The organism is Eoetvoesiella sp. (assembly GCF_035555955.1).
In the GTDB taxonomy this organism is placed as follows: domain Bacteria; phylum Pseudomonadota; class Gammaproteobacteria; order Burkholderiales; family Burkholderiaceae_B; genus Eoetvoesia.
In genome coordinates this window covers 158,318-180,377 of record NZ_DATMGA010000011.1, presented here as the reverse complement: position 1 = coordinate 180,377, position 22,060 = coordinate 158,318, and the positions used below count along the sequence as shown (strand labels likewise).

The following is a 22,060-nucleotide window of genomic DNA, read 5'->3' as shown; positions in this document are numbered from 1 at the left end:
ATCGCCCCGACCGGGAAGATGCTGCCGAACAGGCTGACATACCGGTCGCGCGCGGCCCCGAAATGATCGACGATGATGCCGGTGGCGGTCGGCGTGAACCCCGCGCCCCCCGCGGCCTGCACCGCCCGCAGGATGATCAGCAGGTAGATGTTGTCGGCCATGCCGCAGCCGAGCGAAGCCAGGGTAAAAGCCAGCGTGGATCCCATGAAGACGCGGCGGCGCCCGAAACGCTCGGCCAGCTTGCCGCTGATGGGCAGCATCAGCACGAAGCCGAAGGAATACGCCGTAATGGTCCAGCTCGTTAAATTGATGGAAGCCTGCAGGCCCTGCTGGATGGCATGCAGCGCGGTGGCGACGATGGTCGAGTCGATCGACATCATGAGCAGCGCCATGGCAATGACGGCGAAAACCGGCTTGCGGCGCACCGGCGCGCCGGCCGGACGGGCGGAATCTCGCATGAGAACCTTCTTTCTGTCCCAGTCCAAATTTCAGACTCTAACACCAGTGGGGCCGCCCGTGGAGCCGCCAGTCATTTTGAGAGCGCGGATCAAGAAACAACCGCGTTGGACGCGGCGCCGCAGGTTTGGGGCACGCCGACCTGCGCATCGGGCAAAAAAGCATCCGTTTCCGATGTTGCTGTGCAAACACACAGGGGTTAAGGCCTATTCCATTTTCTGTAAAAATATTTTACGCTTCAAGCATAATGCTGCATGCCATCGGTACGGTTTGGCCGAACAGCACAAAGGGGATCAAGGGCGCAGTCATAAAAGCCCAGGTCAAGAAGAATTGAACAATGCCAATTCAAACAACTGGAGAAACTCAATGGTAGAGGCAAGCACTATCGAACAGCGCACGGACGACCATGCGCTGGAAGCCGTCCCAGACAGCCAACGGCAAAACTGGCTGCAAATCACCTGGAGCACGGCGGGCATCGTCACCACCCTCATCCAGCTTTTCATTGGCGCACTGGTCACCTTCGTCGCGGGCATCAAAATCGGCCTCATGGCCGGCATCCTGGTCACCATCTGCGGTGCGCTCATCGGCTGGGGGGCCGGCCACATCGCCTACCGCACCGGCCTGTCCAGCAGCTTCATGTCGCGCGCGCACGGGTTCGGCGTGCGCGGGTCGGTCATCCTGGCCCTGGTCTTCGGCTTCATGATCATCGGCTTCCTCGCCGTTGAAAACGCCCTGCTCTACAAAGGCTTCCTCTTCTACCTCGACCTGCCCGACACAATGACGTCGCGCATCATCATCTACGGCATTCTCACCATTGCCTGGATCCTGCTGACCGCCTACGGCTTCAACATGGTCACCAAGGTGTCCTCCATCGCCCTCATCGGCTTCCTGCTGGTGCTGCTGTACATGGTCATCGACGTCATCGCCACGTCGGGGCAATCGTGGGGCAGCGTGCTGCAGTTCGGCGCGCAACTGCCGCCCGAGGCCCTGAAGGCCATGGGTGCCGACACCGACGCCGGCAAATTCGCGTTCGCGGTCAACGTGCTCATCGGCTCCGCCGGCGCCCTGGCGCTGGTCGACGCCGACCTGGGCCGCTACGCCCGCACCTCGCGCGACATCGGCATCGCCGCCCTGCTGGGCAACGTGGCCATGGACATCGTCATGCTGGTGGTGGGCGGTATCGTCATGTACGCCGGCATGGGGCAAATCGTCGACTACCACGTCACGGTGGGCGGCATGACCCACGCAGCCGCGCAAGCCATGGCGCTGCAAAGCCCGGACAGCATCGCCGCGGCCTTCATCATCTTCGGCGGCATCATCGGCACCATCCTCATGATCTTCGCCCAGTCCAAGGCCCAGGTCCTGAATACCTACAGCGCCTCGCTTTCGCTTACCAGCCTGTTCGACGCGCTGTTCAGCTGGAGGCCGGGCCGCCTGCTGTTCGTCATCGTGGCCAACATCATCGGCTGCATCATGCTGGTGGGCTCCATTCTCGAATGGTTCAATTCCTTCCTGACGGTGCTGGGCGTTCTGACCACCTGCTTCGCGGGCATCATGATCTCGGACTACTTCATCGTCAAGCGCACCATGCGCGCACGCGGGCAGGCCGAGACCAGCGTTCCCGACATCAACTGGGCAGGCATCATCACCCTCGTCGTGGCCTTCGTGCTGTCGCACTACGTACTGAACAAATACATCCACATCGAGTTCTTTACGTCGCTGCCCATCTGCATCATTCTCTACCCCATCCTGCGCCTGCCAACCCTGAAAAACGCCAGCTAAGCGCAACGCCATACCTGCGGCATCGCCTCAACATCGCGATGCCAAATACCTGCCGCTCACCAAACCATTGGAGAGCGGTTTTTTTTGCCTTGGGCATCCAAGGCAAAACACTAGTGATTACCCTCGGTTCGCGCCTGAATCCGCAAAATTTCTTGACGCTTAAAATACCTTTTCATATTATTCGACCAGCTGGTCTATTAATTAATCAACCCGGCGCCACACGGCATCCAGCCGGGCGGCGGTTGGCGGAGAAACAATGAAAGTGCAGGAAAAATGGCTGCGGGCATTCGAAGCGACCTTTCGCAAGTGCAAGGTCCAGCCGGGCGAGGTCGTGCGCATCCTGGCCGAAACGGAAAGCCGCGCCATCAATGTCGAGCTGGCCGAACTGGCGCTCGCCCGCATGGGCGCCATCCCCGTAAAAATCATCGTCCCCTCCCTGCCGTCCGACACGCCCGTTCCGGTGCGCTCCACCGGAGCCTCGCATGTCGTGCAGCACATGCCTCCCGTGCTGCGGGCGCTCTCGGGCCCCGGCCTGGTGGTCGACCTAACCGTCGAAGGGCTGCTGCACGCGCCCGAGCTGCCGCAAATCCTGGAGTCGGGCGCGCGCGTCATCATGGTCAGCAACGAACACCCCGAAATCCTCGACCGCCTCACGACCGACCTGGATCTGACCGCCAAGGTCAAGAACGGCGTGCGCATGCTGGCCAAGGCAAAGACCATGACCGTGACGTCGGCGGCCGGCACCCGGCTTGAAATCGCCCTGGCTGGCGCCCGCGTCGGCGGCGTATGGGGCGGCGCCGACCGCCCCGGCCTGGTCCAGCACTGGCCCGGCGGCCTGTGCCTGGCCTTTCCCAAGGCCGACGCGGTAAACGGCACCCTCGTGCTCGATACTGGCGACGTCAACCTCACATTCAAGCGCTATCTGGAAAACCCGGTCACGCTGCATATCGAAAACGACTACGTCACCCGCATCGAGGGAAAAAGCCTCGATGCCGAACTCATGCGCAGCTATATGGAAGCCTGGCAGGACCGCAACGCCTACGCGGTCAGCCATGTGGGCTGGGGCATGAACCCGCAGGCCCGCTGGGACGCCTTGCAGATGTTCGACAAGACCGAAACCAACGGCACCGAGCTGCGGGCCTTCGCTGGCAACTTCTTGTACTCCACCGGCGCCAACGACATGGCCGGCCGACATACCCTGGGGCACTTCGACCTTCCTCTGCGCCATTGCACCGTGCAGCTGGACGGCACCACCATCGTCGACAACGGCAAACTCTGCGAGGTATTCGAATGAACGGCACTCCTTCCTGGCTGGCCAGCGGCAGCGGCGGCACTCCCCTGATCCTGCTGCACGGCATGGGCTCGACGGCTGAAATCTGGCTGCCCCAGATCAACCATTTCGGCCGCTCGCGCCTGGCCGTGGCCTGGACACAACCCGGATTCTTCCCTTCGCCCGCACTAAAGCAGCAAAGCTGGAAAGCACTGGCCGACGCCCTGGAATCCATGATGCAGGCCATGGGCATCGACAAGGCGCACATACTCGGCCACTCAATGGGCGGCATGGTGGCGCAGGAGTTCTACCATTGTCATCCACAACGTGTCGCCAGCCTGATCCTGTCATCGACCAGCGGCGCCTTCGGCAGCGCGGATCCCCAATGGAAGGAAGAGTTCATCCGCCAGCGCCACGAAGCCATGGAACCGTTCGCCAATTTTGCCGAAGCCGCGCCTACTCTGCTGGCGGCCTTCATGGGGCCCGATACCCCGGCAAGCATGCGCGAACTGGCCAATGTGGCCGCGCGCGACATCACGACGCAGGACTACTTGACCGCCATGCAGCTGCTGGTCACCTTCAACCGCAAGGCCGATCTGGCAAAGATTGCCGTGCCCACGCTGCTGTTGGCCGGCGAGCTGGACAACCAGGCTCCGCCCAAGGGCATGAGGCGCATGGCGGAACAGATCCCCAATGCGCAATACCACGAGTTTCCCGGCCTGCAGCACATGGCCAACCTGGAAGCGCCCGAGCTATACAACCAGGCCATCGAGAATTTTCTGTCGGCACTGCGCTAGGACCTGTCAACAGTCCCTAATCCGCAAGGCCAGCATCACCCCTCAGGACAAGAACCAGCATGGACAGCAGTTACCTCAAACATTATTCCCAGTCCGCCGACGCCAACACCATGTTCGACGGCGCGGCCCTGACCGATCTGCAAAAAGAGCTGCTCGCCAAGGTCGACGAGTACGGCGTGGTCTGGGCCGAGCGCGCCTTCAAGCACGACCGCGAAGCCAGCTTCCCCACCGACAACTACAACGACCTGAAGGAAATGGGCTTCCTGGGCTTGTGCGTGCCCAAGCGCCTGGGCGGCATCGGCGCGGACTACCGCACCTACACCCTGGTGGCCTCGCGCATTGCCTACTACTGCGGTTCCACCGCCAACACCTTCAACATGCACAATGCGAACTCGCTGTGGACGTCCGGCATGGTCGACGACATGGACCTGACCGACGAGCAGCGCGCTTCGCACGAGCGCAACCGCGCCATCCACTATGCCAATATGCTGGACGGCAAAATCTACTCCCAGCCCTTCTCCGAAGGCAGCGGCGCCGCCGCCGGCAGGCATCCGTTCGGCACCATCACTTCCCGCAAGGACGACGGCTGGGTCATCAACGGCAAGAAGATCTTCGCCTCGCTGTCCGGCCATGCCGACTATTACGGCGTGCTTTGCACCGAGGACGTGCCCAGCCCCAGCCTGGCCGACACCATGTTCATGGCCGTGCCGGCCGACGCGCCGGGCGTGTCGGTCGTGGGCGACTGGGATCCGCTGGGCATGCGCGGCACCGTTTCGCGCACGCTGATCTTCAAGGACGTGTTCGTTCCCGACACGGCCCAGCTCATGCCGCGCGGCCTGTATATCAAGGCGGCAGCCCAGTACCCGCACATGTTCATGACGCTTACCCCCTGCTACATAGGCGTGGCCCAGGCCGCCTACGATTTCGCCGTGGCCTACCTGCGCGGCGAAGTGGCCGGCGTCAACGTCAAGCGCCGCATGTACCCGACCAAGCAGTTCGGCATCGCCGAAATGTACATCAAGCTGCAACAGGCCTGGGCGCTGTTCCATCGCGTCACGTCCGAATTCAAGCGCAATCCGACGCGCGCCGAACGCATGCGCGCCTACGCCTGCCAATACACCATCATGGAATACTGCGCCGAGATCTGCGCCGAAGCGGTTCGCGTCTGCGGCGGCCAGGCCATGCTCAAGACGTTCCCGCTCGAGCGCATGTATCGCGACAGCCGCTGCGGCGCGCTGATGCTGCCCTGGACTTCGGAAATCTGCGTCGACCGCCTGGGCTACGGCCTGCTTTACAACGAAGGCGAACGCGACGAATAAACGCGCCACAGCCCCAACGCGACATCCTCGATACGTGTTGACGGGCGCCAAGCCAAGGTGACCATCATGATCCACGCCAATACCCGCCACGCCGCGCCCGCGCAGCCCAAGCCCGAGCTGCGCCACGCCTTCGGACGCTTTCCCACCGGCATTGCCGTCATCACGCTGCTGGACGAGCAAGGCGCCCCCTATGGGCTCACCATCAATTCATTCGCCAGCGTGTCCATGGAGCCGCCGATGATCAGCTGGAACGTCATAAGGGGGTCGCTGGCCCATGCCCGGGTCAGCCAGTCCCTGCGCTTCGTGGTCAACATCCTGGCCAGGGATCAGCGCCACATCGCCCAGCAAATGACCGGCCCCGTCGAAACTCGCTTCGCGGGCATCGGCTATCGCGAAACCCAATCAGGGCTTCCCGTGCTGGACGATGCTCTGGCCACTTTTGAATGCGCCCTGCACGGCGCCATCCCCGCCGGCGACCATGACATCATCCTGGGCACGGTGGAAAACTTCGAGCATCGCGAAGGGCTTCCTTTGGTGTACTGGCAGGGCTCGTACGCCACCGCCGCGCACTACGACTCCGGACGCTGACGCGCCGGCGCCCGTTCCCGCAATACCCCGTTTTTCCTGCCGCACGCTTACCGCAACTTTCCACACCACGACAATAATCGGAGACACTCATGAAATACAGATACCTGTTGCCCACGCTATTGGCCGGCCTGGCCATGACGGCCGCGGCGCATGCCCAGATCAAGATCGGCATCATCACCTCCAACACGGGGCCGGTCGCCCTTATCGGCATTCCCCAAAAGAACACCATCCCGCTGCTGCCCACCCATTTCGGCGATCAGAAGGTCGAATACATTGCCTTCGACGACGGCAGCGACCCCACCACTACCGTCACGGTGCTGAAAAAACTCATCACCGAAGACAAGGTCGATGCCATCATCGGACCATCGAGCTCGCCCAATGCCATGGCGGCGCTGGACTTCGTCTCGCAAGCCAAGATACCCATGCTGGCGCCGGTCGGCACCATCGCCATCGTGCTGCCCATGGACGACAAACGCCGCTGGGTCTTCAAGACCACACAGAACGACGGCCTGGTGGCCAATGCCCTGATCAAGCACATGGTCGCGCACAACGTGAAGACCCTGGGCTTCATCGGCACGGGGGACACTTTCGGCGAGACCTGGCACAAGGTCATGACCGACCTTCTGGCCAAGACCGACATCAAGATCGTCGCCAATGAACGCTTCAAGCGTCCCGACACCTCGGTCACGGGCCAGGCGCTGCGCATCATCAGCGCCAAGCCCGACGCCGTGCTGGTCGCAGCCCCCGGCGGTCCGGCCGTTCTGCCGGAAGCCACCCTGGTCGACATGAACTACAAGGGCACCATCTACCAAACCCATGGCGCCGCATTGAACGAGTTCATCAAGCTGGGCGGCAAGAAAGTCGAAGGCACCGTCCTGGGCGGCAGCGTCATGCTGGTTCCCAACGAGATCCCCGACAGCAACCCAGCCAAAAAGGTGGCGCTTAAATACATCGCCGACTATAAAAAGCTGAACGGCGCCGAGCCCGCCACCTTCGGCGGCAATATGTACGATGCCGGCCTGCTGCTTGAGCGCGCTGTGCCCGTTGCGCTCAAGACCACCAAGCCCGGCACGGTGCAGTTCCGCGAAGCGCTGCGCGACGCGCTGGAAAACATCAAGGACCTGCCCGGCACCCAGGGCATCTACAACATGACGCCCGCCGATCACAGCGGCTTCGACGAACGCGGCGTAGAGCTCATCACCGTCAAGAACGGCGCCTGGGCCCTGGCCAAATAAGCCTTTGCCCCATACCGCGCCCGGCCCGGGTTCTCGCCTTTGCCCAGGCAGGCGGCGAAGACCCGGCCGGCGCATGTCCGGCGGACTGCCCGGCCGTGCTGGGCACTGGCGCCCGACAGCTGATGCAGCCAAACCGCAAACCATCATGAAGAAACACGAAAGATGAACGCAGAACCGTTCCAGACCCGCGCCGGCTACGCCCTGGTGTGCCACGAATACGGCAGTCCGCCGGACATGCGCTGCGAAACACGCGGCGCCGCCGGCCTGCCCGGCCCCGGCGAAGTCCTCATCGACATCCACTGCGCCGCCTTCAACTTCACCGACCATCTGCTCGTCCAGGGACGCTATCAGGACAAGCCGCCACTACCCTGCGTACCCGGCCTGGACGCCGCCGGCATCGTGCGCAGCGTCGGTGCCGGCGTCACCGCCTTCCAGCCCGGAGACAAAATCGTCTCCAGCGGCGTGGCCGGCGGCTGGGCCACCCAGCTCGTCGCCCCCGCCCATCGGCTGGTGGCCGTGCCCGCCAATGTCGAACTGGCCGATGCCGTGGGATCCATCAATTCGCACCTGACGGCCTATCACGGCCTGGTCGACCGCGCCCGCCTGGCGCCCGGCGAGCGCGTCCTGATCCTTGGCGCCAGCGGCGCCGTGGGAAAAGCCAGTGTGCAAATCGCCCGGCACCTCAAGGCCGATGTGTTCACCGCCGAACGCCGGCAGGACGGCAGCTTCGATATCGTTCACCTGGACAGCGGCGCACGCACGCATGCCGGGCAGGCGGATCTGAAGGACGGCCTGCGCGCGGCGCTGGGCAAGCGGGGCGCGGATGTCGTCGTCGATCCGGTCGGCGACCGCTACACGGAAGCCGCGGTGCGCAACCTGGCGTGGCGCGGGCGCCTGCTGGTCATAGGCTTCGCCGCCGGCGAGATCCCCCGCATCCCGACCAATCTTCTGCTGCTCAAGGGCGCGGCCATTGTCGGGGTTTACTGCGGCGGGCTGCTCATCCACGAAACCGAAACCTTTACCCGGCAACTGTCGGCCATGTTCGACATCATGAGTCTGGGCGCGCTAAGCCCCCTGCCCAGCGAAATCATCCCCGCCGAGAATTTCGGCCAGGCCTGGGAGCGGTTTTCCACAGCGCCCCGCGGCACCAAGATACTGCTGGGCTTTGCCTGATCCACTCGCAAACCCATAAAGCCCGTACGACATAAAAACAGTTGAGACACCCATGAGCACCAGCCATCACGACCTCGCCGCCGACATCAACGCGCAGCGCCCCGATGCGCCATTCCGGCCCGTGCGCTTCGCCCCCGTTGAAATCGCGCTGGAAACCCGAAGCGATGGATCCATCCTGCTGACCAACAAACAACCCCTGCACCCCCTGCCCGTGCGGCAGTTGTGCGACTACCTGCGCAGGCACGCGCAAGAGCGCCCGCAACAGACATTCCTGGCCGAGCCCGAGGGCGAAGGCTGGCGGCGCATCAGCTACGCCCAGGCTCGCGCCAGCGTCGACGCCTTGTCCCAGTGGCTGCTCGACCGCAGCGTGCCCGACGACCGCCCCATCTTCGTGCTCAGCGAAAACGGCATCAACCACGCGCTGCTGCAACTGGCCGCCATGCAGATCGGCATTCCCGTCATGCCGCTTTCAGCCGCCTACAGCCTGATGTCGGAAACCTGCGCCAAGATCCGCGACCTTGTCCAGCGGTTCCAGCCCGCCATCATCTATGCCGCCGATGCCAAGCGCTACGGCAAGGCGCTCGAGGTCGCCAGGCCGCTATGCAACGCTGTGATCCTCAGCGACGCCCCAAGCCACACCCTGGTCGACGTCTGCTTCGACGAAGCGCTCGGCACGCCCGCCGGCATCGAGGTCGAGCAAGCCTATGCCCGGGTGACGCCGGACGCCACCGCCCGGCTGCTGCTCACCTCCGGCTCCACCGGCGCGCCCAAGGCCGTCGTCATGACACAGCGCAATATCCTGACCTCGGGCGTATTGTGGGATCAGGTATGGCCCTTCCTGGCCGACGAGCCATTGACCATGCTCGACTGGCTGCCATGGAACCACACCGCCGGCACGCACGGCAGCTTCAGCATGGTGCTGCGCCACGGCGGCACCTTGTACATCGACGACGGCAAGCCCGTGCCCAAGCTTATCGAGCGCAGCATCCGCCACTTGCGTGAAGTCCGCCCCAACGTCATGATCAACGTGCCGCGCGGGCTGGACATGCTGGTGGCCTGCATGGAAGAAGATCCTTCCATCGCCGCCGCGGTCTTTCCCAACCTGCAGGTCATCATCTACGGCGGCGCCGCGCTGCTGCCCACCACCCTGCTCAAGCTGGAGCAGCTCAGCGTCCAGGCGACGGGGCAGCGGATTCCCGTCACCTCGTCGCTGGGATCGACCGAAACCACCATGCCCGCCACACTGGGCTGGTGGCCCTCGCAATCGCTGGGCACGCTGGGACTGCCTGGCCCCGGGGTCGAGGCCAAGCTCATCCCAGGCGAAAACCGCTACGAAATCCGTTTTCGCGGCGACAACATCACGCCGGGCTATTACCGGGATCCTCAAGCCAACCAGGCATCGTTCGATGAAGAAGGCTTCCTGATCACCGGCGACGCCGTCGTCTTCATCAACGACGAACAGCCCGAGCACGGCCTGCTGTACGCCGGCCGCCTGTCGGAAAACTTCAAGCTCTCCACTGGCACCTGGGTCTCGGTGGCCACTGTGCGCGAGCATCTCCTGGAGGCTCTGCACCCCTTGGCCGCCGACGTCGTGCTGGCTGCACCGAACCAGCTCGAACTGGGCGCCCTGCTGTTCCTCAACCTGGCCCAGGTGCGCAAGGCATTTCCCGGGCTGGCCGAGTCGGAACCTGCAAGAATCGCCCGCGACCCCCAAGTGCTGGCGGCGATCCGCGAAGGCGTGCAGCGCTACAACGCCATGTTCCCCGCCAGCAGCACCTGCATTGCCCGCGCCCTGGTGCTGGATAGGCCGCCCAGCCTGGACGATGGCGAAATCACCGACAAGGGCCACATCAACCAGCGCGGCGTGTTGAAGACGCGCGCCGCCGCCGTGGATCGCATGTATGGCGCCACGGACAGCCAGGACGATTGCCTGCTTTTCGCCGCCGCCCGATAATACGGGTACCGGGGCCGCCGCGGCGGCTCTTTTCTTTTCGAGATCCCACCATGTCTTCCAGGCTTCGCATTTTCGGCTCGCCCATCAGCACCTACTACAACAAAATCAAGATCGCCCTGATCGAACTGGATCTGCCCTTCGAAGAAGTTCCCTTCATGCCGGGGGCCGGCCACTGGCCGGAGTCGGGCAGCCCAAGCGGCAAGATTCCCTTTCTGCACACTGCCGAAGGCAAGCTCTACGAATCGCAGGCCATCATCGAATACCTCGAGGACATCCGCCCTCAAGCCAGTGTCTCGCTATTCCCCGGCAACCCCATCGAGCGCGCCCGTTGCCGCGAACTGATCCAGTACATCGAGCTTTATCTGGACGCCGCGGCGCGCCCGGTCTATCCGGCCGCGTTCTGGGGCGCACAGCTGAACCAGGACGTGCTGGCCGCCGCCCTGGAAAACCTGGAGAAGGGGCTGCGCACATTGGGCCGGCGCGCCGACCTGGAGCACTGGCTTTGCGGCGAACACTACACCCATGCCGACGCCGCCGCCTGGGTGCACCTTTCCGCCATCCGCCGCACGCTGAACATCGTGGGCGAAAAAGACTTTCTCGACAGGCATCTGCCCGCGCTGTCCGGGTATATGGATCGCGCCGCGCAGCGTCCCAGCACGCAGCGCATCGAAGCCGACCGGCGGGCCGCCGGCCGCGCCCTCAAAGAACAACAAACCACCGCGCAAGGCAATTGACCCTATGGCCCGTCCTCAAGCCGCCGACTACGAAGACCGCAAGAAAGACATCCTGCATGCCGCCGCCGTGCTCTTCGCCCGGCAGGGCTATAGCGAAACCCTGCTCGAGGACATCGCCGAACAATGCGGCATCAAGAAGTCCTCGCTATATCATTACCACCGCTCCAAGCATGCCATCCTGCAGGGACTTATCGAATCGAGAATCGAAGATCTGGCGATAAAGGTCGAGGCCGCCACCGCCGCCGGCACGCCCAAGGAAAAATTCCACGCCATGACGGCCACGCTTATCAGCGAATACATCAGCACGCCCGACGAAATCACGGTCCTGCTGAACCAGACCCGGCACCTGAACAAGCCCGCCATGCGCTCGGTGGCCGCCATGCAGCATCGTATCGTCAGCCGCATGGCGGCCCTTATCCAGGCATTGCGGCCCGACATCGAAATCACGCGTAAGAAGATCACGGCCGTGGCCATGCTTTACTTCGGCATGACCAACTGGATCCACGTATGGTACGAGCCTTCGGGCTCCATCAAACCGGCGGAGTTGGCTACGCTTATCGTTCATCTGTTCCTGAACGGCCTGAACGACCTGCCGCCCATGGATCTGCGCTAGAGCCTGGTTGATCCGCATGCATGACCTCGGCGCCTGAATGCGCCAAACAATACCCCGGGAGAACAGGCGGCAGCCCTCCCGGGCTCCTCGTCAATCGCCGCTGCGCTCCAGTTCCGCCAATTGCTGGCTCCATGACTTCACGCCCTTGACTGTCGAGGCGGTGATGGCCGCGCTTGGCGGACGGACAATGGCTTTCGGCACCTTGATGCCCGCCAGCACATCGTAGGCGCCGATCACGCCTTGAACGCCCTGTCCGACCGCGTCGTTCTGGAAGGTGGCGGTAATCGTTCCTTTCTTGACGCCCTGAACCCCGAAATCGTCGCCGTTCATCCCCACGATTGAAATATGGCGTCCGGCGATTCTTGCCGCCGCGGCCGCCCCGGCCGCGGACGGATCGTTGTAGGCAATGATGCCGGCCAGCTGCGGATTGGCGCCCAGCAGCGCCGTCGCGGCCACCTTGCCGCCCGCCGCCGAGTCCTCCCGGTTATCCTGCCGGCCTACAACCTTCAGGCCCATCTGCTCCGACCAGTATTTCACCCGCTGCACGAGGTATTCGATTCCGGGAACCGGCACGGCAAAGCCGATCAGGCCGATCTGCCCGCCGGGTTTCGCACTGGCCATCGCCTTGGCCATGGACCACGCCTGCCAATCGCGCCCCTGCATCACCTGGCTGACATAGCCCTCGGGCAAAGCATCGCTGGCCTGGTTGGTCACGTCGTAGCCAATGACCACGACGCCCTTCTCCTTGGCCTGCTTGATGGCGGGGCCCAGCGCCTTGGGGTCGAGCGGGTAAAGCAGGATGGCATCGGCCCCCTGGACGAGCAACTGCTTGAAATTATTGAGCTGCGTATTGATGTCGACATTGTCGTTCTTCGCGATGAAGCGCCCGCCCAGGCGCTTCGTCTCGGCCTGCGCCGCATCCTGCACCGCCTGCAGGTTCTGGTTGCCGCCCGAAGGATTCATGAAGCCGATGGTGAAGGACTTTACCGCCCCGGGCTTGGGCTCTGCATAATGGGTAGGGAGCGCGGCCTCGACCCCCTTGTATTCGGACAGCGCAACCGACGGCCCGCCCGGAGCGGCCGTAGGCGCTGAAAACGCAGCGCCGGGAATACCCAGCGCAAGCGTTGAAGCGGCGCCGAGAGCCAATGCAGTGTACACCTTGCGGAATTTCATGTTCCGCCTGGAAACTTGGGACATAGGAACACCTCCTGTCGTTTTGCTGCCGTTCAAGAAATGGTTCAACAACCCGAAGCAAGGACGACCCACGATTGCCGCCGTCAGGACTGGCGCACAAGGCGCCGCCGGCGCCGCAGGTCTCCCAGTAATTTGCGTAAAGGGTCCAGGCCGACCGCCAGGACGAGGATGATGCCGGTGACGACCTGCTGCCAATAGCTGGAAATCCCCGCCAGCCCGAGGCCGTTCTGGAGTATCCCGATGAACAGCACGCCCGCGGCGGTGCCGACGACGCCGCCAACGCCGCCCGAAAACGCCGTTCCGCCAAGCAGCACCGCCGCCGCGGCCTGCAGCGGCAGCGCCAGGGTAATCAAGGGGCTGGCCGCACCCAACTGACCCACCTGGATGAGCGCCGCAATGCCCGCGCACACAGCGCTCAGCGTATAGACGCCTATCAGGATGCGGGAGGTCCGGATGCCCGAAAGCCTGGCAGCCTCGATACTGCCGCCCGTCGCAAAGACGTCGCGGCCAAAATAGGTCCATCGCTGTATGTAGACGGCGATGGCCAGCGCGGCAAGCATGATCCAGATGGCAATGGGAACGCCCAGGAATGTTCCGTAGCCGATGGCCAGGATCACCGAGTCGTCGACGGCCAGCGTGCGCGTGTCGGACCATATGTTCACAACACCCGTGAAAGCGGTCATGGAACCCAGCGTGACGACGAAGAAATTCAGTCCCGCCTTGCCGATCAGCACGCCGTTCACCAGGGCGCCGCATGCCGCGGAAAACACCAGCACGATGGAAATCGCCAGCCAGCTGCTCGTCCCCGCCAGAAGCAGGGTCGCCAGCAGATAGCCGGAAAGACCCATTTGCGCGGCCACCGCCAGGTCGATGCCCGCGGAAACGACGACGAAGGTCATGCCCAGCGACACCACCCAAAGCACGGCGCTGCCGGTAAGCAGATTGCTGATGTTGGCAACGGAAAGGAAACCGGGCAATGCCGTAGAGAAAACGATGACGAGCACGATATCGATGATGACCACCGCCGCATACCGCTCGGTGCCGCGGATGAACTTTCGCACATTGCCCTGCTTTGCTGCGCCATGCGCTTTGGTCTCAGGCATCGGGCACTCCCGACATCATCGACGTGATCGTGTATTCGCTTGCTTCCCGGGCCGGAAGGTCGCCGACTATCCTCCCCTGGAACATCACCAGGATCCGGTCGGCAAGCTGAACCACCTCGTCGAGCTCGGTCGACGCGAACAGCACGGCGGTTCCGCCGGAGGCGATCTGGCGCAGCAGATCGTGAATCTGAGCCTTGGCCTTGACGTCGACGCCGCGCGACGGTTCCGCCAGCAGCAACAGCTTCAGCGGCTTGGCCAGCCATTTTCCAATCACGACTTTCTGCTGGTTGCCGCCGGACAAGGCCGACACGGGACTGTCGGCGCCTTCCATGCGTATGGATACCGACTCGGCCACGCGATTCACCTGTTCAAGCTCCGAGCGGTCGGGCCGGCTAAGCCGGAAGCGCTCTGACGTGCCGGGAATCAGCAGATTGTGCCTGACGCTCATGTTCAGCAGCACGCCCTGCCATTTCCTGTCGGCCGGAACGAACCCGATGCCGGCCCGGATGGCTGTGTTGATACCGGCATTGGTGAGGTTCCGCCCGTCGAGGGAGATGTCGCCGCGCTCGATCAGGCGCGCTCCGTAGATCGCCTCGAGCAGTTCGTTGGCCCCCGAGCGTGTCAACCCGGTGATGCCGACGATTTCGCCGGGCGCCACCGACAAGGTGGCGCTCTCGACGTATCCGGCGGTGAACACATCGCGAACCTGCAGGCGTGGGCGGCTTGCAGGCAGGCGGGACGGCGCGCGGACGGCGCTCGTCGGCGTAACGGCGTCGCCCACCATATCCGAGATCAGGGTGTCGCGCCCGGTATCCTTCACGCATCGGGTCGAAATGGTTTGTCCGTCCCGCAACACCGTGACTTCGTCCGCCAGGTCGTAGATTTCATCCATCCGGTGCGACACCAATATCGTTGCCATGGTGCCGCGTTTGCTGGCGCCCTTTACTGTGCGGAATACGGCCTGGACTTCGTCGCTGGACAGCGCGCTCGTGGCTTCGTCCAGAACCAGGATGCGCGCCCTCATCGAAAAAGCCCTGGCGATCTCCACCATTTGCTGCTGGTCGGGGCGCAGGGTTCCCACGGGCGCGTCCTCGGGCAGGTCAAGCTCGAGCGAATCCAGGACTTCACGCGCAGCGCGAAAGACTTGCGGCCAGTCGATGGCCCCGAACCTGCCGCGGGGCAGCCTGCCCATCAGGATGTTCTCCGCCACCGTCAGGGCAGGCGCCAGGGTGGTTTCCTGCGTCACGGTCGAAATGCCGTGGCGCAGCGCATCGCGCGGCTCTGCAAAGCTTACCTGCCTGCCGTCCAGGTAGATCTCGCCCGCGTCCGGCTTGAGCTGCCCCGTTGCAATGCGCAGCAAGGTGGACTTGCCGCAGCCGTTGGATCCGAGCAGCGCATGCACGCTGCCCGGTCCCGCGATCTTGAGCGACGCGCCGCGCAGCGCCTGGATGCCGCCGAAACTCCGGTGCACCCCGCGCAGCTCGAACAAGCTCATGGCGCCGTCTCCACGGCGTCCGCGTCGTAGCCGGTGGCATAAAAACATCGAATGCCGGACTCGACCCAATTGGGTTCCCGCCAATCGGGATGCCTGCCGCGGATGACGGGCTCCAGCCTGGCCACGACATCGTCCTCGGCAACCCCCGAATCCTTGAGCGCGCCAACCTGCCGGCCCATGTCGGCAAGGTATCGCTCGGCGATTTGAATCAGTTCGATCCCGCCGATATCGCCATGCCCGGTGACAACCGTTTTAGGCCCGAGGGCGGCGATGCGCCTCAGCACCCGTATCCACTTGTTGCCGTTCACATCCGCATCGTCCGGCGGAAAAAACGGCACGATGGGGAACACGCCTGTTTCGACCAGGTCCCCGACGAACACCACCTTTTCCTCGGGCAGCCAGACGACCTGGTCGCCCATGGAGTGGGCGGGTCCCATTTCGATGAGTTCGACGGCCCGCCCCCCGAGTTCCATGGTGAGCCTGCCGTCGTACACAAGATCGGGATCGACGAACTGGACGTCGACCAGGCACTTTGCCACATGCTCGCCGAACCCCCGGAACATGTCGAGATAGCCCGGGCCCTTGGCCCGCAGCTCGTCGCGCTGCCTGCGGTTGTAAAGGATGGTGGCCTCTCCGGCGAATACCTGGTGGCCGAAGCCATGCTCGGGATGGAAATGGGTAAGCGTGAGGAACAGCGGCCGGCCTTTGGCGATTTCGCGGGCCTTGTCCAGCACCTTGCGGGCGTTTTCGCGCCCCATGCCGGTATCGACGACCAGCACCGAGCGTTCGCCTTCAATGATGCCCAGGTTCGGCACCAGCGGTATTCGGTGCTGGTCGGGAATGATCCAGACGCCATTCGCGATTTCGTGCAGGCCCGCCATATCGATGATGGGCGCGGGATTGGAGACTGCGTTCTGCTCGGACATGACTATTGCCTCTCCCCCTCCGGTTTGCCTGATGCGCAGCTTGGTTGATTCGACGCGAACCAGCCGGCGGCGCACCGCTTTTCTCTTGACGGCCAATTTAACGACCGTCGGTCATTTTTACATCATCCTAGCAAAGCGAATCCCGATTATCAATACAGGATTACACTTCGGACTACACTTTTCATGCTTGCCTGATCACCCCGACACAAGGCCCGTTCATGAACAAAGCCAAGCCGGCCATCGCCCTTGCCATTGCCGCCGTCATCGCCATCGCCGCATTCGCCTGGTGGCGGTTCGGCCAAAACCCGGCGCCCAACGGCCTCGTGCTGTACGGCAACGTAGACATGCGACAGATATCGCTGGCCTTCAACTCCAGCGAGCGCATCGCCCAGGTGCTGGCGACCGAAGGCGAACAGGTCAGGCAGGGACAGGTGCTGGCGGTGCTCGACACCACCACGCTGAAGCTGCGCCTGCGCCGGGCCCGGGCCCAGGCCAATGCGCAGGAACAAGCCCTGAAGCGCCTGGAAGCCGGCACCCGCCCCGAGGAAATCGCTCAGGCCAGGTCGGCGGCGGCCGCCGCCAAAGCCCAGGCCGTCCGGGCCAAGGAACAATATCAGCGGCTGCGCAATGCCAGCGCCGATACGAACGGCCGGGGCATAAGCCGCGAGCAGCTGGACGCCGCCAAAGCGGACCAGGCCGTGGCGCTGGCCCGCCAGGACAGCGCCGACAAGGCCTTAGAGCTGGCCATCGCGGGGCCGCGCCGGGAAGACATTGCACAGGCCCGGGCCCAATTGGAGGCCGCGCGCGCCGACCTGGCCCTGGTGCAGCAGCAAATGGCCGACTCCGAACTCAAAGCGCCTGTCGATGCGGTCGTGCGCAGCCGCTTGCTGGAGCCGGGCGACATGGCCTCGCCGCAACGGCCCGTCTACGCCCTGGCGCTGACCAGCCCTAAATGGGTGCGCGCCTATGTTTCCGAAACCGGTCTGGGTCAGGTCAAGCCCGGCCAGGAAGCGCAAGTGTCGACCGACAGCCAGCCGGATCGTCCGCTGCAGGGCCGCGTCGGCTATATCTCGTCGGTCGCCGAGTTCACGCCCAAGACCGTCCAGACCGAAGACCTGCGCACCAGCCTGGTCTATGAAGTCCGCATCAACGTTGACGACCCCGACAACCGCCTGCGGCTGGGCATGCCGGCCACAGTCCGGCTGTCCGGCGCGGATTCCGCCCCGCAGGACACCGCAGCTTCGGATTCGGGCGGGAAGCCTCGATGAACGCCCCGGCGCCCGCGCTGCGCGCGCGCAATCTGTACAAACGCTTCGAGGTCAAGGAAACCCGGCAAAGCCTCTGCGCGCTGAACGGCGTCTCGCTGCAGGCGCGGGCGGGTGCCCTGACCGCCCTGGTGGGGCCGGACGGCGCCGGCAAGACGACCTTGATGCGCCTCGCGGCGGGCCTGATGCGGCCCAGCCAGGGGGAGCTGGAAGTGCTGGGCATCGACGTAGGCGAACGCCCCCAGGCGGTACAGGACCGCATCAGCTATATGCCGCAGCGCTTCGGCCTGTACGATGACCTGAGCGTGCAGGAAAACCTGGATCTGTACGCCGACCTGCATGGCGTGCCAAAAAACGAGCGCGCGCAGCGCTATGCGCGCCTCATGGAAATGACCGACCTGGGCCGCTTCACGCGGCGGCTGGCCGGCAAGCTCTCGGGCGGCATGAAGCAGAAGCTCGGGCTGGCCTGCACGCTGGTGCGCTCGCCCGACATGCTGCTGCTCGACGAGCCGACCGTCGGCGTGGATCCCCTGTCGCGCCGGGAACTGTGGGAAATCCTGGAGCAATTGGTGCGGCAGGAGCAACTGGCCATACTCGTCAGCACCTCGTACATGGACGAGGCGGCGCGTTGCGCCCATGTGGTAGTGCTGCACGAAGGCCGCGTCCTGGTCCAGGGCGAGCCAGAGAGCATCCAGCAAAAGGCCGACGGCCTGTGCTTTGTCGCCACGCCCCTGCCGGGCCAGCCCGCCCGCCTCCTGCAAGCCCGCCTGCTCGACGACCCAGACACCCTGGACGCCGTGCCGCGCGGCGGCCAGGTGCGCTTCATCCGGACCGCGGACTGCCTGCGGCAAGGCGACCCGGGCCTGGCATCCCTGCTTGCGGGCGCCCCGTACTCGCCGGCGCCTCCTTCGCTGGAGGACGGCTTCATGGTCGTCCTGCGTGCCTTTGCTGCCGACAGCCGCGCCGATGCACCGATGCGCGATCCCGATTCGGCGCCCGCGCCGGGATCCTATGCCCTACCCGACTCCGGGCCAACGGCCCGACCCATCATCGAAGTCAAGCAGCTGGTGCGCAAGTTCGGTGATTTCATCGCTGTGGACAACACCACCTTCTCGGTGCGGCGCGGCGAGATCTTCGGCCTGCTCGGCCCCAACGGCGCAGGCAAGACCACCACCTTCCGCATGCTGTGCGGCCTGCTTGCGGCCAGCAGCGGCACGGTGCGGGTGGCCGACTACGATCTGCGCACGGCGGGCGCCCAGGCCCGCCTGAAAATCGGCTATGTATCGCAGAAGTTCGCGCTGTACGGCAATCTGTCGGTCAACGAAAACCTGGCTTTCTTCGGCGGCGCCTACGGCATGCGCGGCGCGCGCCTGCGCGATCGCATCCTCGCCTCGCTGGAGCAATTCCAGCTGTCCGGCCACAGCCAGACGCCCGCCGGCCAGTTGCCCGGCGGCTTCAAGCAGCGGCTCGCCATGGCCGTGGGTCTGCTGCACGAGCCTGAAATCCTTTTTCTGGATGAACCCACCAGCGGCGCCGACCCGCTGGCGCGCCGCGAGTTCTGGCGGCGCATCACCAGCCTGGCCGAGCAAAGCACGACCATCATCGTCACCACGCACTTCATGGAAGAGGCGGAATACTGCGACCGCGTGGTCATCCAGGACGCCGGCCGCATACTGGCGATGGGCGCGCCCCAGGAAGTGCGCCTGCAGGCGGGCGGAAAGCAGAACGAAGCCATGAGCATGGAACAAGCATTCATCGGCATCGTGGAAGGCGCGCGCCGCGCCCGGAGCGGCACCGACGGCGCGGATTCGGCGGAAAGCCCGCTCGGGCATACGGGCACGGCCGGCAATGCCGCGCCCAGCGGGAGTCCTCCATGACCTTTGGCGCGCACGGCTTCTGGCGGCGGCTGGCCGCCCTGACAAAAAAAGAAACCCGCCAGCTGCTGCGCGACCGCGGCAACCTGCTGATGGGCCTGGGCCTGCCCATCGTGCTGATCGTCATCTTCGGCTATGGCATGAGCTTCGACGTCAAGAACGCCCCCGTCGCCATCGTCATGCAGGACAGCTCGCCCACGGCCCGGGAGGCCATTGCCGGCCTGAGCCTGTCGCCCAGCATCGCCCCCGTCATCGTCGGCACCATGCGCGACGCCGAACGGCTCATGGCGCGGGGCAAGGTCGATGCCATCGTGGGCCTTCCCAGCGACTTCTCGCGCAATCTGGACCTGGGGCAGGCTCATATCCAGCTCGTCCTGCACGGCACCGACGCCAACCGGGCGCGCATCATACAAGGCTATGTCGAGGCCGCCCTGGCGCTACGGCAGGCAAAGCAGGCCGATCGCAGTGCGCAAAGCCCGCCGGGGGCCATGGCGACGCTGGAGCCGCGCCTGTGGTTCAACGCCGCCAACACCAGCACCTGGTTTCTGGTGCCTGGCCTCATCGTGCTCGTCGCCACGCTGGTCGGTTCCTTTTTGACGGCGCTGGTCATGGCGCGCGAATGGGAGCGCGGCACGCTGGAATCGCTGTTCGTCACACCGGTGCGTCCCATCGAAATCCTGCTGGCCAAGATCATCCCGTATTTCTGCGTCGGCATGGCGGGGCTGGCATTGTGCCTGCTGGCCGCCCGTTTCCTGTTCCAGGTTCCCTTTTATGGGTCGCTGACAGCCGTCGTCGCGATCTCGATGCTTTACCTGCTGGTGGCGCTGGGCCTTGGCCTGGTCATTTCCTCGATCACGAAGAACCAGTTCATGGCCAGCCAGATCGCCCTGATTGTCAGCTTTCTCCCGGCCCTGATGCTGTCGGGCTTTTTGTTCGACCTGCGCAACATGCCCGCCATGGTCGAGGCGCTGGGCCATGTGCTGCCCGCGACCCATTATCTGGAAATGCTCAAAAGCCTGCTCCTGGCGGGCGACATATGGCCGATGATCTATCGCCACAGCGCCATCCTGCTGTTCTACGTGCTGCTGCTCATGGCCGCGGCACGCGCCAAGACCCGCAAGGAGCTGGAATGAATCCCGCGGCCACCGTCGCGCGGCTGCTGGCCCTGTGCCGCAAGGAACTTCTCATCATCCTGAAGGACCCGGCCAACCGCATCCTGCTGGTCGTGCCCATCGTGCTTCAGTCCCTGGTCTTCGGCTACGCCGCCACCTACGACCTGAAGCACGCCACCTACGCCCTGCTCGATCAAAGCCATGGCGCCGCGTCGACCCAACTGGCCGCCCGCCTGGACGCCTCGGGCGTGTTCGAACGCACGGCCACATTGCGCAACGAAGCCGACATCGCGCCGGCCATCGATGCGCAGCAAGCCCTGGCGGTGGTGCATATCGGACCGCGCTTCGACCAGTTGCTGCAACAGGGGCAGCCGGCCCCGGTGCAGGTCATCGTGGACGCGCGCAATTCCGCAACCGCCAACAACGCCCTGGCCTATCTGGCCGGCATCGTCGATCAGTTCAACGCGCAATGGCGCCGGCAGCACGGCATGGCCGGTCCGCCCGTCGTCATCGATACCCGCGCCTGGTACAACCCCAACCTGGATACCCGCTGGTACATGCTGCCCGCGCTGATCGCCGCCCTCAGCATGATCCAGACGCTCATGCTGACCGCCCTGTCGGTGGCGCGCGAACGCGAGCAAGGCACCTTCGACCAGCTTCTGGTCGCGCCCTACACGCCCACCGAGATCATGGTGGGCAAGGCGATTCCGCCCATCCTGGTGGGGCTGGCGCAGTCCGCCTTCATCCTGTTGGTCAGCGTCTTCTGGTTCCGGATTCCCTTTTCGGGCTCGCTGGCCGCGCTCTTTGCCGGACTGCTGCTGTTCACGACCGCCATCGTCGGCGTAGGCCTTTCCATTTCGGCGCTGTCGGCCACCATGCAGCAGGCCATGCTGTACGCCTTCATATTGATCATGCCGCTGATGCTGCTGTCGGGATTGGCCACGCCCGTCGAGAACATGCCTCAGCCCATGCAATGGTTCACCGCCGTCAACCCGCTGCGCTACGGCATCGACCTGGTGCACCGCATCTATCTGGAAGGTTCGGGCCTCGCCCCGTTGTGGAACGATACCCTGCCCTTGCTTGCCATATCGGCCGTCACCCTGCCCCTGGCCGCCTGGCTGTTCCGCCATCGCCTGGCCTGACTGTCCGACACAAGCCGAAAGCAAAGGG

The 22,060-nt window shown here is 64.3% G+C and carries 19 protein-coding genes; 14 read left to right on the top strand and 5 right to left on the bottom strand.

Features of this window, described 5'->3' with window-relative positions; translation table 11 throughout:
- Positions 1-458: MFS transporter (locus VNT00_RS02665; RefSeq protein ID WP_325584228.1), on the bottom strand; the 458-nt coding region annotated here is incomplete at its 3' end.
- Positions 459-822: 364 nt separating this feature from the next.
- Between VNT00_RS02665 and VNT00_RS02660 the strand changes: the two genes are divergently transcribed.
- From VNT00_RS02660 to VNT00_RS02615, 10 genes are all read left to right on the top strand, one after another.
- Entirely contained in the window at positions 823-2,238 is a 1,416-nt protein-coding gene (locus VNT00_RS02660; RefSeq protein ID WP_325584226.1) for a purine-cytosine permease family protein, read from the top strand.
- Positions 2,239-2,494: 256 nt separating this feature from the next.
- Complete coding sequence (locus VNT00_RS02655; RefSeq protein ID WP_325584224.1) at positions 2,495-3,532, top strand: 2,5-dihydroxypyridine 5,6-dioxygenase NicX family protein; 1,038 nt, start codon at positions 2,495-2,497, stop codon at positions 3,530-3,532.
- Positions 3,529-4,305, top strand: coding sequence for an alpha/beta fold hydrolase (locus tag VNT00_RS02650; RefSeq protein WP_325584222.1), 777 nt, complete (start codon positions 3,529-3,531; stop codon positions 4,303-4,305). The genes VNT00_RS02655 and VNT00_RS02650 overlap by 4 nt, the downstream gene beginning before the upstream one ends.
- Before the next feature lie 110 nt (positions 4,306-4,415).
- On the top strand, positions 4,416-5,624 hold the full coding sequence (locus tag VNT00_RS02645; RefSeq protein WP_414650870.1) for an acyl-CoA dehydrogenase family protein: 1,209 nt from the start codon (positions 4,416-4,418) through the stop codon (positions 5,622-5,624).
- Positions 5,625-5,690: 66 nt separating this feature from the next.
- A complete protein-coding gene (locus VNT00_RS02640; RefSeq protein ID WP_325584218.1) occupies positions 5,691-6,212 on the top strand; it encodes a flavin reductase family protein in 522 nt (173 codons plus the stop codon).
- A gap of 89 nt (positions 6,213-6,301) precedes the next feature.
- Positions 6,302-7,447: an ABC transporter substrate-binding protein gene (locus VNT00_RS02635; protein WP_325584216.1), complete on the top strand. Its 1,146-nt coding sequence runs from the start codon at positions 6,302-6,304 to the stop codon at positions 7,445-7,447.
- Positions 7,448-7,609: 162 nt separating this feature from the next.
- The gene (locus VNT00_RS02630; protein WP_325584214.1) at positions 7,610-8,620 is read left to right on the top strand and encodes an NADPH:quinone oxidoreductase family protein; all 1,011 of its coding nucleotides are present in this window, start codon (positions 7,610-7,612) and stop codon (positions 8,618-8,620) included.
- Between the two features lie 52 nt (positions 8,621-8,672).
- Entirely contained in the window at positions 8,673-10,574 is a 1,902-nt protein-coding gene (locus tag VNT00_RS02625) for an AMP-binding protein (protein WP_325584212.1), read from the top strand.
- A 50-nt stretch (positions 10,575-10,624) separates the two neighbouring features.
- Positions 10,625-11,308, top strand: coding sequence for a glutathione S-transferase family protein (locus VNT00_RS02620; RefSeq protein WP_325584210.1), 684 nt, complete (start codon positions 10,625-10,627; stop codon positions 11,306-11,308).
- Positions 11,309-11,312: 4 nt separating this feature from the next.
- Positions 11,313-11,921, top strand: coding sequence for a TetR/AcrR family transcriptional regulator (locus tag VNT00_RS02615; protein WP_325584208.1), 609 nt, complete (start codon positions 11,313-11,315; stop codon positions 11,919-11,921).
- A gap of 90 nt (positions 11,922-12,011) precedes the next feature.
- On the opposite strand, the gene VNT00_RS02610 is transcribed toward VNT00_RS02615, so the two are convergent.
- The 4 genes from VNT00_RS02610 to VNT00_RS02595 form a co-directional block, all read right to left on the bottom strand.
- Positions 12,012-13,118, bottom strand: a complete 1,107-nt coding sequence (locus VNT00_RS02610) for a sugar ABC transporter substrate-binding protein (RefSeq protein ID WP_325584206.1) — start codon at positions 13,116-13,118, stop codon at positions 12,012-12,014.
- 80 nt (positions 13,119-13,198) lie between these two features.
- A complete protein-coding gene (locus tag VNT00_RS02605) occupies positions 13,199-14,218 on the bottom strand; it encodes an ABC transporter permease (RefSeq protein ID WP_325584204.1) in 1,020 nt (339 codons plus the stop codon).
- Positions 14,211-15,713, bottom strand: a complete 1,503-nt coding sequence (locus VNT00_RS02600) for a sugar ABC transporter ATP-binding protein (protein WP_325584202.1) — start codon at positions 15,711-15,713, stop codon at positions 14,211-14,213. The genes VNT00_RS02605 and VNT00_RS02600 overlap by 8 nt, the downstream gene beginning before the upstream one ends.
- Positions 15,710-16,639, bottom strand: coding sequence for an MBL fold metallo-hydrolase (locus VNT00_RS02595; RefSeq protein WP_325584200.1), 930 nt, complete (start codon positions 16,637-16,639; stop codon positions 15,710-15,712). The genes VNT00_RS02600 and VNT00_RS02595 overlap by 4 nt, the downstream gene beginning before the upstream one ends.
- A gap of 218 nt (positions 16,640-16,857) precedes the next feature.
- Between VNT00_RS02595 and VNT00_RS02590 the strand changes: the two genes are divergently transcribed.
- From VNT00_RS02590 to VNT00_RS02575, 4 genes are read left to right on the top strand one after another with little or no spacing between them, the layout of a single operon-like run.
- Complete coding sequence (locus VNT00_RS02590) at positions 16,858-17,907, top strand: HlyD family secretion protein (protein ID WP_325584198.1); 1,050 nt, start codon at positions 16,858-16,860, stop codon at positions 17,905-17,907.
- Complete coding sequence (locus VNT00_RS02585) at positions 17,904-19,781, top strand: ATP-binding cassette domain-containing protein (protein ID WP_325584196.1); 1,878 nt, start codon at positions 17,904-17,906, stop codon at positions 19,779-19,781. Before VNT00_RS02590 ends, VNT00_RS02585 begins: the two co-directional genes overlap by 4 nt.
- Positions 19,778-20,911, top strand: coding sequence for an ABC transporter permease (locus tag VNT00_RS02580; protein WP_325584194.1), 1,134 nt, complete (start codon positions 19,778-19,780; stop codon positions 20,909-20,911). Before VNT00_RS02585 ends, VNT00_RS02580 begins: the two co-directional genes overlap by 4 nt.
- Positions 20,908-22,032 carry an ABC transporter permease gene (locus VNT00_RS02575; RefSeq protein WP_325584192.1) on the top strand — a complete coding sequence of 375 codons (1,125 nt, stop codon included), beginning with the start codon at positions 20,908-20,910 and terminating at the stop codon, positions 22,030-22,032. The genes VNT00_RS02580 and VNT00_RS02575 overlap by 4 nt, the downstream gene beginning before the upstream one ends.
- Positions 22,033-22,060 lie beyond the last annotated feature (28 nt).